13 protein-coding genes are annotated in these 15,052 nt (G+C 70.7%); 8 read left to right on the forward strand and 5 right to left on the reverse strand.

Features of this window, described 5'->3' with window-relative positions:
• Positions 1 to 26 precede the first annotated feature (26 nt).
• Both AB0F17_RS31550 and AB0F17_RS31555 read right to left on the reverse strand, forming a co-directional pair.
• Positions 27 to 1,214, reverse strand: coding sequence for a S8 family serine peptidase (locus tag AB0F17_RS31550; protein ID WP_358030276.1), 1,188 nt, complete (start codon positions 1,212 to 1,214; stop codon positions 27 to 29).
• 73 nt (positions 1,215 to 1,287) lie between these two features.
• Complete coding sequence (locus AB0F17_RS31555) at positions 1,288 to 1,560, reverse strand: WXG100 family type VII secretion target (RefSeq protein ID WP_214633406.1); 273 nt, start codon at positions 1,558 to 1,560, stop codon at positions 1,288 to 1,290.
• A 122-nt stretch (positions 1,561 to 1,682) separates the two neighbouring features.
• Here AB0F17_RS31555 and AB0F17_RS31560 point away from each other — a divergent pair, with 122 nt between their 5' ends.
• The 3 genes from AB0F17_RS31560 (at position 1,683) to AB0F17_RS31570 (ending at position 5,754) form a co-directional block, all read left to right on the forward strand.
• A complete protein-coding gene (locus AB0F17_RS31560; protein WP_358030279.1) occupies positions 1,683 to 2,402 on the forward strand; it encodes an SDR family oxidoreductase in 720 nt (239 codons plus the stop codon).
• Positions 2,403 to 2,493: 91 nt separating this feature from the next.
• Positions 2,494 to 4,245, forward strand: a complete 1,752-nt coding sequence (locus AB0F17_RS31565; RefSeq protein WP_358030282.1) for a biotin carboxylase N-terminal domain-containing protein — start codon at positions 2,494 to 2,496, stop codon at positions 4,243 to 4,245.
• Between the two features lie 129 nt (positions 4,246 to 4,374).
• Entirely contained in the window at positions 4,375 to 5,754 is a 1,380-nt protein-coding gene (locus AB0F17_RS31570) for a hypothetical protein (RefSeq protein WP_358030285.1), read from the forward strand.
• An 82-nt stretch (positions 5,755 to 5,836) separates the two neighbouring features.
• Here AB0F17_RS31570 and AB0F17_RS31575 read toward each other — a convergent pair whose 3' ends face one another.
• Positions 5,837 to 7,231, reverse strand: coding sequence for an NAD(P)H-quinone dehydrogenase (locus AB0F17_RS31575; RefSeq protein ID WP_358030288.1), 1,395 nt, complete (start codon positions 7,229 to 7,231; stop codon positions 5,837 to 5,839).
• A 71-nt stretch (positions 7,232 to 7,302) separates the two neighbouring features.
• On the opposite strand from AB0F17_RS31575, the gene AB0F17_RS31580 reads away from it, so the two are divergent.
• A complete protein-coding gene (locus AB0F17_RS31580) occupies positions 7,303 to 7,755 on the forward strand; it encodes a gamma-glutamylcyclotransferase (protein WP_358030290.1) in 453 nt (150 codons plus the stop codon).
• Here AB0F17_RS31580 and AB0F17_RS31585 read toward each other — a convergent pair.
• Positions 7,752 to 9,056 carry an MFS transporter gene (locus tag AB0F17_RS31585; RefSeq protein ID WP_358030293.1) on the reverse strand — a complete coding sequence of 435 codons (1,305 nt, stop codon included), beginning with the start codon at positions 9,054 to 9,056 and terminating at the stop codon, positions 7,752 to 7,754. The two genes, AB0F17_RS31580 and AB0F17_RS31585, sit on opposite strands and share 4 nt — an antisense overlap.
• 110 nt (positions 9,057 to 9,166) lie before the next feature.
• Here AB0F17_RS31585 and AB0F17_RS31590 point away from each other — a divergent pair, with 110 nt between their 5' ends.
• From AB0F17_RS31590 to AB0F17_RS31605, 4 genes are all read left to right on the forward strand, one after another.
• Positions 9,167 to 10,147 (forward strand): Lrp/AsnC family transcriptional regulator, encoded by a 981-nt coding sequence (locus AB0F17_RS31590; RefSeq protein ID WP_358030296.1) that lies wholly within the window; start codon positions 9,167 to 9,169, stop codon positions 10,145 to 10,147.
• The gene (locus AB0F17_RS31595) at positions 10,144 to 11,448 is read left to right on the forward strand and encodes a M20/M25/M40 family metallo-hydrolase (RefSeq protein WP_358030299.1); all 1,305 of its coding nucleotides are present in this window, start codon (positions 10,144 to 10,146) and stop codon (positions 11,446 to 11,448) included. The genes AB0F17_RS31590 and AB0F17_RS31595 overlap by 4 nt, the downstream gene beginning before the upstream one ends.
• 1 nt (position 11,449) lies before the next feature.
• Positions 11,450 to 12,253, forward strand: coding sequence for a purine-nucleoside phosphorylase (locus AB0F17_RS31600; RefSeq protein ID WP_358030302.1), 804 nt, complete (start codon positions 11,450 to 11,452; stop codon positions 12,251 to 12,253).
• A gap of 191 nt (positions 12,254 to 12,444) precedes the next feature.
• Positions 12,445 to 14,079, forward strand: coding sequence for a phospho-sugar mutase (locus tag AB0F17_RS31605; protein ID WP_358030305.1), 1,635 nt, complete (start codon positions 12,445 to 12,447; stop codon positions 14,077 to 14,079).
• Positions 14,080 to 14,186: 107 nt separating this feature from the next.
• Here the strand turns inward: AB0F17_RS31605 and AB0F17_RS31610 are convergent, their stop codons facing one another.
• Positions 14,187 to 15,005 (reverse strand): MerR family transcriptional regulator, encoded by an 819-nt coding sequence (locus tag AB0F17_RS31610; protein ID WP_358030307.1) that lies wholly within the window; start codon positions 15,003 to 15,005, stop codon positions 14,187 to 14,189.
• Positions 15,006 to 15,052: the final 47 nt, after the last annotated feature.

Here is a 15,052-nt window from a genome sequence, read left to right on the forward strand (position 1 = left end):
CGGCCTGACATTTAACCGTAAAGACATCAAGCGGCCGGACGACCGGGACGCCATCCGCGACGGCGGCCCAGCGGGATGAGCGACGCCGCGGCCGCCGCCACGGCGGCGACCCCCAGCGCGCCGACCGTCACCAGGAGGGCGACGTTCGTCGCGTGCTCGTCTGGCCGCGGCGCCTTGGCCACCGCGTCGGCGGGCAGCGGCGAGGGCGGCGGCGGGGCGACCACGGGGGCGCCCGCCGGGTCGAAGGACAGCGACGCGGTGACGGCCAGCAGCGGGTTGACCATCCCGGCTCCGGTGCCGGTGCCCACCGAGCCGTCGGCCGTGGCGGTGATGCGCTGCCGTACCTGCTGCTGGTCGAGCTTGGGGAAGCGGGCGCGCACGAGCGCGGCGACCCCCGCCACGTACGGCGCGGCGAAGCTGGTGCCCTCCAGGCCGCGCATGTAGCTCTTGCCCGTCCACGGGGCGGTGATGTCCACGCCCGGCCCGAGCACGCCGACCGGCGTGGCCGTGTTGGAGGAGTCGGCGCGGCGGCCGTCGCTGTTGGCGGAGCCCACGGCGAGCACGCCGTCGTAGGCGGCGGGGTAGGCGGGCTCGGGCGGCCCGTCCTCCTTGGTGATGTTGCCGGCGGCGGCCACGACCACGATGTCCCTGGACAGCGCGTACTGGATGACCGCCTTCAGGTCGGGATGGTCGGCGGCCCGCACCGAGACGTTGATCACGTCCGCCTTGCGGTCCACGGCCTCCTTGATCCCCTTGACCAGGTCGGCGACCTCGCCCTCCTCGCTGTTGCTCTGCTTCACCGAGATGAGCTGGACCTCGGGGGCGACGCCGTGGAAGGGGACCCCGGCGAGGTAGCGGCCGGCGATGATGCCCGCGACGGCGGTGCCGTGCCCCACGCAGTCGCGGTAGCCGGTGTGGGTGACGTCGATGAACTTGGAGATCTGGATCTGCGGGTGCTGGTAGTCGACGCCGCTGTCGACCACGGCGACCTTCACGCCCGCGCCCCGGGTGATGCGCCACACGTTCTTGATGTCGAGCCTTCGCTGCGCCCATGGCTCGGTGCCGGGCAGTTGCGTCGTCCCCTTGCGCGGCTTGCACTCCACGGGCGCGCGCCTCTCGGCCTGCACGTGCTCCGCCACCGGCACTGCGGCGAACGCGGGCGCCGAGGTGAGCTGCAGGGCGAGCATGCCCGCCGCGAGAGTCCGTCCGATCATGGCGGGAGAGCGTAGCCTGCCCACCTGAACGAAAAGAAGCCCCGGCTGTCAGACCGGGGCCTCTCCGCGAGACTCAGCGGGTCGCGGACTCGATGTTGCCCCGGTAGGTGTTGATCACCCGGGAGGCTTCCTGGAGCTCTTCCGTCATGCGCTGGAAGGCCGTCCGGTAGTTCTGCCAGGCCCCTTGGAAGCGCTCGGCTCCCGGGCCCGTCCAAGCGGTGCCGACCTTGGCCGCCTCGCGGTCCAGCGCGGTCATCGTGGTGCGCACCGCCTCGGACTGCTGGGTGAATTGGGTGGCCATCTGCTGCATTTCCGCGGGGTCGCCACCGAGCAGGCTCTGGCTCATGCATACCTCCTGGATCGACTGAAAGCGCCCTCAACATAGACGCGTCACTCACGCCTCGCTCCTGTTATGCCGAGCGGCTATGGTCTTCCAGAGGAATATTCGGATCTAAGGAGATTCCGGCCATGCGCGAGGTTGTGGTCACCGGCGGTGGCACCGGGATCGGCTACGCGATCGCCGCGGCGTTCGCCTCCGCGGGCGACCGGGTCACGATCACCGGCCGGCGCGAGCAGGTGCTGAAGGAGGCCGCGGCCCGGCTCGGCGCCGTCTACCTGCCGTTCGACGCCGGCAACCCCGCCGCCGTGAAGGACGCCGCGGGCCGCCTGCCCGAGCGGGTCGACGTCCTGGTCAACAACGCGGGCGGCAACACCAACCTGGACCGGCGGCGGTCCGACGACCTGCTGGACGTGGCCGAGGGCTGGCTGGCCAACCTCAACGCCAACCTGCTGTCCGCCGTGCTCGTCACGACCGCGCTGCTGCCGCGGTTCGCCAAGGGCGGGCGGATCATCACGATCGGCTCGATCGCCGCCCGGGGCACGGGCTCCGGCTCGTACGGCGCGGCCAAGGCGGCCGTCGAGGCGTGGACCGCCGACCTGGCCGCCCAGCTCGGCCCGCAGGGCATCACCGCCAACGTCGTCTCCCCCGGTCTGGTGCTCGACACCGAGTTCTTCCGCGGGCGCCTGACCGAGGAGGGCATCAGGGCCCGGGTCGAGAACACCCGAAACGGCCGCCCGGGCACTCCGGCCGACGTCGCGGACAGCGTTCTCTTCCTCGCTTCTCCCGGCGCGCGGCATCTGACGGGGCAGGTGGTCCACGTGAACGGCGGCGCATATCTGGGTCGCTGATCGGCGGCCGACAGCGAGCACTTACACTCCGTCTCAGTGCCCGGCGCGGAAGGACGTTAAGAAAAGGCTGTCAAGGAAAGGACGTAGGTCGGTGCAGAAGGTTCTGATCGCCAACCGGGGCGAGATCGCCGTCCGGGTCGCACGGGCGTGCAAGGACGCCGGGATCGGCAGTGTTGCCGTTTACGCCGACCAAGACCTCGACTCCCTGCACGCCAGGATCGCCGACGAGGCGTACGCGCTGCGCGGCCAGTCCCCCGCGGAGACCTACCTCGACATCGGCAAACTGCTGGAGATCGCCCGGCGCTCGGGCGCCGACGCGGTGCATCCCGGTTACGGCTTCCTGGCCGAGAACGCCGGCTTCGCCCAGGCCGTCATCGACGCGGGCCTGATCTGGATCGGCCCGCCGCCCGCCGCCATCGCCGCGCTCGGCGACAAGGTCCAGGCCAGGCACATCGCGCAGAAGGTCGGCGCGCCGCTGGTCGCGGGCACCAAGGACCCGGTCTCGGGGGCCGATGAGGTGGTCGCGTTCGCCGAGGAGCACGGGCTGCCCATCGCGATCAAGGCCGCGTACGGCGGCGGCGGCCGGGGCATCAAGGTCGCCCGGCGGCTGGACGAGGTCGCCGAGCTCTACGAGTCGGCCGTGCGCGAGGCGATCGCCTCGTTCGGCCGCGGCGAGTGCTTCGTGGAGCGCTACCTCGACCGCCCGCGGCACGTCGAGACCCAGTGCCTGGCCGACCGCGACGGCAACGTGGTCGTGGTCGGCACCCGCGACTGCTCGCTCCAGCGCCGCCACCAGAAACTGGTGGAGGAGGCGCCCGCGCCGTTCCTGTCCGCATCGCAGGTCGAGACCCTCTACACCAGCTCCAAGGCGATACTCCGCGAGGCCGGCTACGTCGGCGCGGGCACCTGCGAGTTCCTCGTCGGCCAGGACGGCACGATCTCCTTCCTGGAGGTCAACACCCGCCTGCAGGTCGAGCACCCCGTCACCGAGGAGGTGGCGGGCCTCGACCTGGTCCGTGAGATGTTCCGCATCGCCGACGGCGGGTCGCTCGACTACGACGACCCGGCGCCGCGCGGCCACTCGATCGAGTTCCGGATCAACGCCGAGGACGCCGGCCGCAACTTCCTGCCCGCGCCGGGCACGCTCACCGTCATGCGCCCGCCGTCGGGTCCCGGCGTGCGGCTCGACTCGGGGTTCGAGGCCGGGATGACCGTGCCTCAGACGTTCGACTCGCTGGTGGCCAAGCTGATCGTGACCGGCCGCACGCGTACGGAGGTGCTGGAGCGCTCACGCCGGGCGCTGGCCGAGTTCGAGATCGACGGCATGCCGACCGTGCTGCCCTTCCACCGCGCGGTCGTGTCGGACCCGGCCTTCACCGCCGAGCCGTTCGCCATCCACACCCGGTGGATCGAGACCGAGTTCGACAACACGATCCCGCCCTACGCGGGAGCCGGCTCCGCCGACGAGCCCGCCGCGCGCGAGTCGGTGACGGTCGAGGTCGGCGGCAAGCGCCTCGAAGTGGTCCTGCCCTCCGGACTCGGTACGACCGGCGCCTCCCGGGGCGGCCCGCAGCCCGCGGCCAGGAAGCCCAAGCGCGGCGGCGCGAAGCAGCCCGCGGCGGGCGGCGACACGCTGGTCAGCCCGATGCAGGGCACGATCGTCAAGGTCGTCGTGGCCGACGGCGACACGGTGGCCGAGGGCGACGCGATCGTGGTGCTCGAGGCCATGAAGATGGAGCAGCCGCTGACCGCGCACAAGGCGGGCACCGTCACCGGCCTGAGCGCCGCGGTCGGGCAGACCGTCACGTCAGGGGCCACGATCTGTGAGATCAAGGACGCTTGATCGAGCCGGCGGCTCCAGGAACCTTGACCACGCCCCGCGCTCGGACGGCTCCATACGGGTAACGTGCATATGCAAAGGAACTTTGTTGAGCGCCCGTTCGTCATCCTGAGCGAAGGAGGCTTGCTGCCAATGACCCATTCGCTGCGCCGAGCAGGGGCCGCGATCGCGGCTCTGATCGCCGGTCTTTTCGTCGTCCTTGCGCTGTCCCCTGCCGCCAACGCGGCGGCCGCACCCCCTGATGCATCGAGCGTTGTGTCCTATTGGAAGGACAAGAAGGATCCGCTCTTCGTGCAGTCGGGCTCGTCGCTGACCTCGGACCAGCAGTCCGAGATCCGCAACACATTGAAGGATTCCAAGAGCAAGGTCTACGTCGCGGCACTGCCCGACGGCACGTTGACGTCGTCGAACGCGAAGGCCTACCTCGACTCCCTCGGCACGGCCACCGCGGCCGCCAAGGGCGGAGGCCGGGTCACCGTGGCTGTCCTCGACGGCCCCTCCCTGTTCGCGGAGTCCAATTTCGGCAGTCCCGGGCTCACCAACCGGCTGGCCCAGCTCGCGGTGAGCAACAACGACAACGTCGTGTCCGGCATGAACGACTTCGTGGAGCGGGTCAACCTCGCCTCCGCGGGCAAGCGGTCCGCGCTCGATTCGGGCCCGGTCGGCGGCAGCGGCGGCGGCAGCGGCGCGCTGATCGCCCTGGGCGCGCTCGTCGTGGTCGGCGGCGGCGGCTACTTCGTCTACTCGAAGAACAAGAAGAAGAAGCAGGCCATCCAGGACGCCAAGGACCTGGCCGCGGTCAAGCAGACCGTGGAGGAGGACGTCACGAAGCTCGGCGAGGAGATCACCACGCTCGACGCCGACGTCGCGCTCTCCGGTCAGAGTGGCCAGCACATCACCGAGTGGCAGCAGGCACTCGACTCCTACGAGAAGGCCAAGACGCAGCTAGCGGCCATCCAGCGGGCCGAACAGGTCCGCGAGGTGACCCAGACGCTGGAGGACGGCCGCTACTGGCTGGCCGTGGTGAAGGCCAAGGTCAACAACCAGCCGGCCCCCGAGCGGCGGGCGCCCTGCTTCTTCAACCCGCAGCACGGCCCGTCGGTGCGTGACGTCCGCTGGGCGCCGCCCGCCGGCGCGGTGCGCGACGTGCCCGCCTGCGCGGCCGACGCGGAGGCCGTGGAGCGCGGCTTCGACCCGCAGATGCGGGAGGTCATGGTCGACGGCCAGCGGCGTCCCTACTACGACGCGGGACCGGCCTACCAGCCTTACGCCTACGGCTACTACGGCGGCTTCGGCGACATCATGACCGGCATGTTCGTCGGCACCCTGATGGGCAGCATGCTCAGCGGCGGCTTCGGCTACGGCGGCGGTTACGGTGACGCCGGCGGCAGCGGCGACTTCGGTGGCGGCGGTGACTTCGGCGGCGGAGACGGCGGCGGAGGCGGCGGCTGGGGTGACTTCGGCGGCGGCGGCGATTTCGGTGGTGGCGACTTCGGCGGCGGCGACTGGTAACCCGTCCAGCGGATGATCGGGCGCGTTCCCCTCTGGGGGACGCGCCCGTTTTCCGTTAGAGCCTGTTTCCGTTACCGCCGGGTCATATGCCGATCTGCGCCTCGGGCTGCATCAAGCGGCGGGCCGCCTCGGTGATGGATCCCGACAAAGACGGATAAACCGCGAAAGTGTGGGCCAGTTGGTCCACCGTGAGCCGCTGCTGCACCGCCACGGACAGCGCCAGAATCAGCTCGGATGCCCTGGGCGCCACCACCACGCCGCCCAGCACGATCCCGGTGTGCGGGCGGCAGAACAGCTTGACGAAGCCGTCGTTGAACCCCGACATCTTGGCGCGGGCATTGGTGGCCAGCGGCAGCTTGACGACGTTGGCCTCGATCTCGCCGGCCTCGATCGAGCGCTGCGCGACGCCGACCGCGGCGATCTCCGGGTCGGTGAAGATGTTGGAGGCCACCGTGGCCAGGCGCAACGGCTGAACGGCCTCACCCAGCGCGTGCCAGACCCCGATGCGGCCCTGCATGGCGGCGACCGAGGCGAGCATGAGCACGCCGGTGCAGTCGCCCGCCGCGTAGACGCCCGGCGCGGAGGTGCGTGAGACCTTGTCGACCTTGACGAAACCGTTCCTGTCGAGCTGGACCCCGGCCTCCTCCAGGCCGATGCCGCCCGTGTTGGGCACCATGCCGACCGTCATCAGCGCGTGGGAGCCCTCGGCCGTCCGGCCGTCTTCGAGCGTGACCACGACTCCGTCGGCGGTCCGCTTGACGGAGGCGGCGCGCGAGCGGCCCATGACGTTCATGCCGCGGCGCCGGTAGACCTCTTCGAGCACCTCGGCACCGTCGGCGTCCTCGTTGGGCATCATCCGGTCACGGCTGGAGACCAGCGTGACCTCGGCGCCCAGCGAGCGGTAGGCGCCCGCGAACTCGGCGCCCGTCACCCCGGAGCCGACCACGATCAGATGCTCGGGCAGCGCGTCGAGATCGTAGAGCTGGCGCCAGGTGAGCACCCGCTCGCCGTCGGGCTCGGCCCCCGGCAGGATGCGCGGCGTCGCGCCGGTCGCCACGATGACCACGTCGGCCTTGATCGCGCGGTCGCCCGCCTTGACGAGCTGCGGGTCGACCAGCCGCCCGCGGGCCTTGATGATCTCGACGCCCTCGGCGGCCACCCGGGTCTCGATGTCGGCCGACTGGGCCTGTGCCAGCTCCTTGACCCGCTTGTTGACCAGCGGCAGGTCGACGCTCGCCACGCCGACGTCGCCGTCGAGCCCGCCGGTGAAACCGACGCCCAGCGAGGGCGCGTCGAGCAGGGCCTGTTTACGTACGGAGGTGGCGATGAGGGTCTTGGACGGCACGCAGTCGGTCAGCACGCACGCGCCGCCCGGTCCGTCCTGTTCGACCATGGTGACCTGCGCGCCTAGCTGCGCCGCCACCAGGGCCGCCTCGTAGCCGCCTGGTCCGCCACCGATGATCACGATCCTCGTCACGTGGCTATTGTCCCGCATGGCGCGCGCTGACGACGAACGGGGCGGCCTCTCGCCCGCTACTCTTATCTGCTGTGCCTGTATACGCGGCCTACGGCAGCAACATGGACCCCGAGCAGATGGCCATGCGCGCCCCTCATTCCCCGATCCGGGGCGTGGGCTGGCTGCAGGGCTGGCGTCTGACGTTCGGCGGCGATGACATCGGCTGGGAGGGCTCGCTCTCCACCATCGTCGAAGACCCCGACGAGCACGTGTTCGTCGTCCTCTATGACGTGCCCGAGCTGGACGCCAACTCGCTCGACCAGTGGGAGGGCGCCGTCCGCGGCCTCTACCACAAGGTGCGGCTGCGGGTGCAGACCCTCGACGGCGAGCAGGTGGCCTGGTTCTACGTGCTCGACGGCTACGAGGGCGGCCTGCCCTCCGCCCGCTACCTGGGCATCCTGGCGGACGCCGCCGAGCGGGCGGGCGCCCCCGACGACTACGTCAAGGAGCTGCGGGGACGCCCCTGCAGATCGATCGGCGGCTAGCTCAGCGGCTGGTCCTTGGTCTCCTTCAGCGCGAAGACGTACACCAGCGTCGAGACCAGGGCGAGCGCCGACATGTACCACGGGAAGAGTCCCGAGTTGCCCGCGTCCTTCAGCGCCGTGCCGATGAGCGGCGCGGTGCCGCCGAAGATCGCGACGGTCAGCGAGTACGGGAAGCCCGCCCCCGCCGCCCGCACCCGGGTCGGGAAGAGCTCGGAGTTGACCGCGGCCGAGACCGAGGTGAAGCAGCCGAGGAAGACCATGCCGAGGCACTGGATGAACAGCAGGCTGGAGAAGGAGTTCGTCAGCATGCCGAGCAGCGGCACCGGCAGGATCGTGAACGCCAGGCCGAAGGTGATCAGCATGGGCCGGCGCCCGATCCGGTCCGAGAGCATGCCGAGCAGCGGCTGCAGGAGCATGAAGAAGACCAGCGAGATCGTGCTGACCGTGAGCGACTCGCCCTTGTCGAAGCTCACGTTCTGCTGGGCGTAGGTCGGCAGGAAGGTCGTCCAGGTGTAGTAGGCGACCGTGCCCGCCACGGTGATGCCGACGATCATCGCGGCCTTGGTCGGGTAGCGGACCAGGAACTCGAACAGGCCAGGACGCTCCGTCCTGCCCTCCTGGATGTCGCTGACCACCGCGCTGGTCTCCTCGGCGCCCTTGCGGATCCACAGGCCCACGAGGCTGATGACCGCGCCCACGACGAACGGGATGCGCCAGCCGTAGGAGCTCATGTCGGCTTCGGCGAGGTTGGCGGCCAGCAGCGCGGCCAGGCCGGAGGCGAAGAGCTGGCCGATGGTGGTGCTGACGTACTGGAAGCTCGAGAACAACCCGCGGCGCCCGGGAGGGGCCGACTCGACCAGGAACGTGGTGGCCGCGGCGAACTCGCCGCCGACCGAGAGCCCCTGGATCAGCCGCGCCAGCGTCAGGATGATCGGCGCGAGCACGCCCGCCGTCGCGTACGTCGGCGTGACCGCCAGCAGCAGCGAGCCGCCGCCCATCAGGATGATCGTGAAGGTCATCGCGGCCTTGCGTCCGTACCGGTCGGCGAAGGCGCCCACCAGCAGGCCGCCCAGCGGGCGCATGAAGAAACCGACCGCGAACACCGCGAAGGCGCTCAGCACGGGGACCGCGCTGTTGGCGCCGGACTTGGGGAAGATCTGCTCGGCGAAGAAGACGGTCAGGAAGCTGTAGGTGTACCAATCGAACCATTCGACGACGTTGCCGATGCTGGCCGCCATGAGCTGGCGGACCCGACTCTGGGGAATGCCGACTGGCGATGGTGCGACGGGGGAGGTCGCCACGGGGGCTCCTTTGCTGACAACGGCGATGATGGCTTACTGTGCATTCGGGCGACCGAAACAGTCAAATGCCTCGGCACATATTTACAAACCCGACATAGAAACGGCTCCCTGTGGATGTTCTCGACCGGCGCCTGGTCGCCGCCCTCCAGATCAGCCCCCGCGCGTCGTGGGGCGAGATCGGCCGGGCCGTCGATGAGCACGAGCGCACGGTGGCGCGCCGGTTGCAGCGGCTGATCGCCGATGGCATGGTGCGCGTCACCGCGATCTATGACGACCTGCGTTCGGGCCACGGACGACCCGTGCATCTGCACGTCCAGGTCCGTCCCGGTGCGGCGGCGCAGGTCGCCAAGGCGCTGGCCGACCGGCCCGACACGCGCTCGGTCTACTCGCTGACCGGGGCGGCCGACCTCGCCTGCGAGCTGGTCGCCCGTACGCGCGAGGAGCTGCACGACATCCTCACCGCGGAGATCAGCCAGATCGACGGGGTCCTGCAGACGCAGACACAGGTCGTGCTCCACACGTTCAGGACCGTGGCCGAATGGCACGCGCCCTACCTCAGCGAGCAGGAGGCGGCCCAGCTCCGCCCGGCCATGCTCCATGATCCCCTTCCCGATCAGGACGGTCTGTCACCTCTGGAACAGGACATCGCCGAGCTGCTGGCCGGTGACGGCAGGATCGCCTTCACCGCGATCGCCGAGCGGCTCGACATCTCCGTACCCACTGCGCGCAGGCGGGTGTCCTCGCTGCTCGAACGTCGGGTGCTGCTGCTGCGGGCCGAGGTCGAGCCCGCGCTGCTCGGTCTGGAGGTGGAGGGCAAGCTCTGGCTCAAGGTCCGGCCGTACGGCCTCGACCGGGTCGGCCAGACGCTGGCGGCGCACCCCAGCGTGCGTTACTGTGCGGCCACGTCGGGCACGCATTCCCTGATCGTCCAGGTCGCGGTGGCCCATGAGGCCGACCTCTACCGTTTCCTGACGGGTGTCGTCGGCCCCCTCGACGAGGTCACCGACATGGACGTCACCCTCATCACCCGCGCCTACAAGCGCGGTCACCTCCACAAGTCCGGCCTGCTCACCCTGGAGAGGACACCATGACGCCCGCCGAGAACGAAGTCGCCGACCTCTGCGCCGAACTGATCCGCGTCGACAGCAGCAACTACGGGGACGGCACCGGCCCCGGTGAGCGGGCCGCCGCCGAGGCCGTCATGGCCAGGCTGGACGAGGTCGGCATCGAGGCCACCTACATCGAGAGCGAGCCGGGCCGGGGCAACGTCATCACCCGCGTCGAGGGCACCGACCCGTCGCTGCCCGCGCTCCTGGTCCACGGCCACCTGGACGTGGTGCCGGCCAACGCGGCCGACTGGTCCGTCGACCCGTTCGGCGGCGAGGTGCGTGACGGCTACATCTGGGGCCGGGGCGCGGTGGACATGAAGGACATGGACGCGATGATGCTGGCCGTACTCCGGCAGCTCACCCGAGAGAAGCGCAAGCCGCGCCGCGACCTGGTCTTCGCCTGGCTCGCCGACGAGGAGGCGGGCGGCACGTACGGCGCCAAGCACCTCACCAAGCACCACCCCGAGCTGTTCGAGGGCGTCACCGAGGCGATCAGCGAGGTGGGCGGCTACTCCCTGGAGGTCGACCCGTCGCTGCGGCTCTACCTGATCGAGACCGCGCAGAAGGGCCTCGGCTGGATGAAGCTCATCGCCGACGGCACCGCCGGGCACGGCTCGATGCTCAACACCGACAACGCGGTCACCGAGGTGGCCAAGGCCGTGGCCAGGGTCGGCGCCCACGAGTGGCCGATCACCCTCACCCCGACGGTCCGCCAGTTCCTCACCGAGGTCGCGGACGCGTTCGGCCTGCCCTTCGACGAGGACGACCCGGCGCCCATCCTGGACAAGCTCGGGCCGCTCGTCCGCTTCGTCGGCGCGACGCTCAGCCACACCGCCAACCCGACCCAGCTCAACGCCGGCTACAAGTCGAACGTCATCCCCGGCCAGGCCACGGCCGTGATCGACGGCCGCTTCCTGCCCGGCCACGAGGAGGAGTTCTTCAAGATCATCGACTCGCTGATCGGGCCGGGCGTACGCCGCGAGTTCGTGCACCACGACATCGCGCTGGAGACCACGTTCGACGGCGCCCTGGTCGAGTCGATGATCGCGGCGCTGAAGGCCGAGGACCCGGCCGCGCGGGCCGTGCCGTACTGCATGTCCGGCGGCACCGACAACAAGACCTTCTTCGCCGATCTGGGCGTGCGCGGGTTCGGGTTCGTGCCGCTGCGGCTGCCCGGGGACATGGACTTCGCGTCGATGTTCCACGGCGTGGACGAGCGGGTGCCGGTGGACGCCCTTCAGTTCGGGGTACGGGTGCTCGACAGGCTCCTCCTAAACTACTGACGTGAGCAACGACGCGTACACCCTGGCCGGAACGGCCGCCGACGCGCTGAAGAGCGCGTCCGGCCTCGACACCTTCGACGTGGCCCTCGTCATGGGGTCCGGCTGGGTGCCGGCCGCCGACGCGATCGGCGAGACGGTCACGGAGATCCCCTTCACCGACCTGCCCGGCTTCTCGGCTCCGGCCGTGGCCGGGCACGGCGGCAAGATCCGGGTCATCCGCACCCCCGGCGGACGGCACGCGCTCGTCTTCCTCGGCCGCAGCCACCTCTACGAGGGCCGGGGCGTCGACACCGTCGTCCACGGCGTACGCACCGCCGCCGCCGCGGGCGTCGGCACGATCGTGCTGACCAACGCGGCGGGCGGTCTGCGCCCCGAGACGCAGCAGGTCGGCGACCCGGTACTGATCAGCGACCACATCAACATGACCGGCGCCAACCCGATCACCGGCACCACGTTCATCGACCTCACCGAGGTCTATTCGCGGCGGCTGCGGGCGCTCGTCCGCGAGGTCGACCCGAGCATCGCCGAGGGCGTCTACGTGGCCTTCCGCGGCCCGACCTACGAGACGCCCGCCGAGATCCGCATGCTGCGCACGCTGGGCGGCGACCTGATCGGCATGTCCACCGTCCTTGAGGCCATCGCGGCCCGTGAGGCCGGTCTCGATGTGCTGGGCCTCTCCCTGGTCACCAACCCGGGGGCGGGGCTGGCCGACGAGCCGCTCGACCACCAGGAGGTCCTGCGGGTCGGCCGCGAAACGGCCGCTCGCATGGGCACGCTGCTGTCCAAGATCGTGGACCGGCTCTGACCGGTGACCCGGCTCCCCCGTCCCGTGTGATCTCACCGACCTGACTCGTGAGGCCCGACAGTGACCACCGATCCGACCCGCGACGCCTCCTCCGACCGACCCGGCTGGGCCTCCCCCGACCGACCTGGCTGGGCCTCCCCTGACCGACCTGGCTGGGCCTTTCCTGACCGACCCGACCCGCGAGGCCGGCAGTGAGCGCCGACCTGGCCCGTGCGGCCCGTCTTTGGCTGGCTCAGGATGCCGATCCCGAGACCAGGGCCGAGCTGTCGGCCCTGCTCGAATCCGGCGACGACGAGGCACTGCGTGACCGCTTCGGCGCCCGGCTCGAGTTCGGTACGGCCGGCCTGCGCGGCGAGCTGGGCGCCGGACCCAACCGGATGAACCGGGTGACCGTCATGCGGGCCGCGGCAGGTCTGGCCGAGGTGCTCGGCGCCGGCAGGCACGTCGTCATCGGCTACGACGCCCGCCACAAGTCCGACATGTTCGCCCGCGACACCGCGGCCGTGCTGACCGGTGCCGGGCTGCACGCCTCGCTGCTCCCCTGCCCGCTGCCGACCCCCGTGCTGGCCTTCGCCGTCCGCCACCTCGGCGCCGACGCCGGGGTGATGGTCACCGCCAGCCACAACCCGCCGCGCGACAACGGCTACAAGGTCTACTGGGGTGACGGCTCCCAGATCGTGCCGCCGATCGACGCCGAGATCTCCGCCGCCATCGAGGCCGTGGGCCGCGTCGACCAGTTGCCGCTCGACGGCCCCGGCGCGTTCACCGAGCTGGGCGAGAGCATCATCGACGACTACATCGACGCGGTGACCGCGCTGCCGCTCGGCGACGCGCGCGAGCTGCGGGTCGCCTACACGCCGCTGCACGGCGTCGGATCGGCCATGCTGACCGGCGCGTTCCTGGCCGCCGGGTTCGAGAGCCCGATGGCCGTGGAGGAGCAGCGCAACCCCGACCCCGAGTTCCCGACGGTGGCGTTCCCCAACCCGGAGGAGCCAGGCGCGATCGACCTGGCCGTGGCGCTGGCCGTCAAGATCAACGCTGATGTCGTGCTGGCCAACGACCCCGACGCCGACCGCTGTGCCGTGGCCGTGCCGCTGGGCGACGGCTCCTGGCGCATGCTGACCGGTGACGAGGTGGGCGGCCTGCTGGCCGAGCACGTGATCACGCATACGTCCGGCGATCGCATGGTGGCCACCACGATCGTCTCCTCCACGCTGCTCGGCAAGATCGCCGCCGCCCACGGCGTCCGCTACGGCGAGACGCTGACCGGCTTCAAGTGGATCATCAAAGCGGGCCCCGGGCTGGTCTTCGGCTACGAGGAGGCGATCGGCTACAGCGTCGGCTCCGACGCCGGGCTGCCGGTCCACGACAAGGACGGCATCGGCGCCGCCCTGACCGTGGCCGGCATCGCCGCGGCGGCCAAGCGTGCCGGGCGGACCCTGCTCGACCTGCTCGACGACCAGGCCAGGCGTTACGGGCTGCACGCCACCGCGCAACTGTCCGTCCGGGTCGACGACCTGTCGCTCATCGCGGGCGCCATGGCCCGGCTGCGCGCCGACCCGCCGGCCGCGCTCGGCGGGCGCGCGGTCGAGCGGGCCGATGATCTGAGCCTGGGTGATGGCGGACTGCCCCCTACCGACGGGCTGCGCTACACGCTGTCCGGCGACGCCCGGGTGGTGGTCCGGCCTTCGGGGACCGAGCCCAAGCTCAAGTGCTACTTGGAGGTGGTCATCCCGGTGACCGGGCCGGTGGGTGATGCCCGGGCGCTGGCCGTACGAGAGCTCGACGCCCTGAAAGCCGACGTCGGCGCCGCACTCGGCCTCTAGGCGCCACCCGGCATCGTCAGGCCAGGCGGAACTCCAGGTCGATGTCCCCGCTCGGCCAGCCAGCCGATCAGCTCGCCGATGCGGTCGGCCACCAGGCCGAAGACCGGCTAGACCGGTGCCACCTCGATCTGGAGCTCCGTCACCCATTCGGCCACGTCGTCCGGGCAGTGCAGGTAGACCTCCCTGGCCAGGCCGCTGGCCCGGTAGCCGTTCTCCTCGATCCAGTGCGCCAGCGCCTGGAACGTCGAGCCGACCTCCTCCATCGAGCCGTGGTGGATGATCGTCGCCGCCGTCTCGATGCCCGGCAGGGCGACGATCTGGAAGTCGTAACGGTCTTCTGGCCCCACCGTCACGGGGAACGAGGCGTGCACGGTGACCGCGCCGTCGTCTTCGGGGATGTAGTACGCGATGCCGGGGCCCGGCGTGGTCACCTGTGCCGCCTCCAGCCGTTCGCAGAGCTCGCGGTACAGCGGCTGGATGACCGGGCCGATGTCCTCACCCTCGTAGCTGGCGGCCTTCGCGCTGAGCTCGGCGATCCTGATCGCGGCGACCTGCTTGAGCACGATCTCGTCCGTCTTCATGTGCCCCTCCGTCTCGATGGTCCGGAGCCTCGCCTCGACGCCGCGCAGCCTGGCCAGGTCGGCGCTGATCCGCGCCTCCAGTTGCGCGCGGCGCAGCCGGACCATGCCGTGCAGCTCCTCCGTGCTCACCTTGTCGTCGAGGATCGCCCTGACCTGCTCCAGCGTGAAGCCGAGGTCCTTGATCGCGACGATGCGGTTGAGCCTGGACAGCTGCGCCGCCTGGTATGAGCGGTAGCCGGTGGCCGGGTCCACGTGCGCGGGCCGCAGCAGCCCGATCGCGTCGTAGTGGCGCAGCATGCGCACGGACACGAGCCCGAGTCTGGCGAAGTCTCCGATGCTGAACATGACCTCTCCAGGTGTAGGGCCTGACACGGTGTCAGGGTCAACACCAT

The organism is Nonomuraea sp. NPDC026600 (assembly GCF_040638335.1).
Lineage (GTDB): Bacteria > Actinomycetota > Actinomycetes > Streptosporangiales > Streptosporangiaceae > Nonomuraea.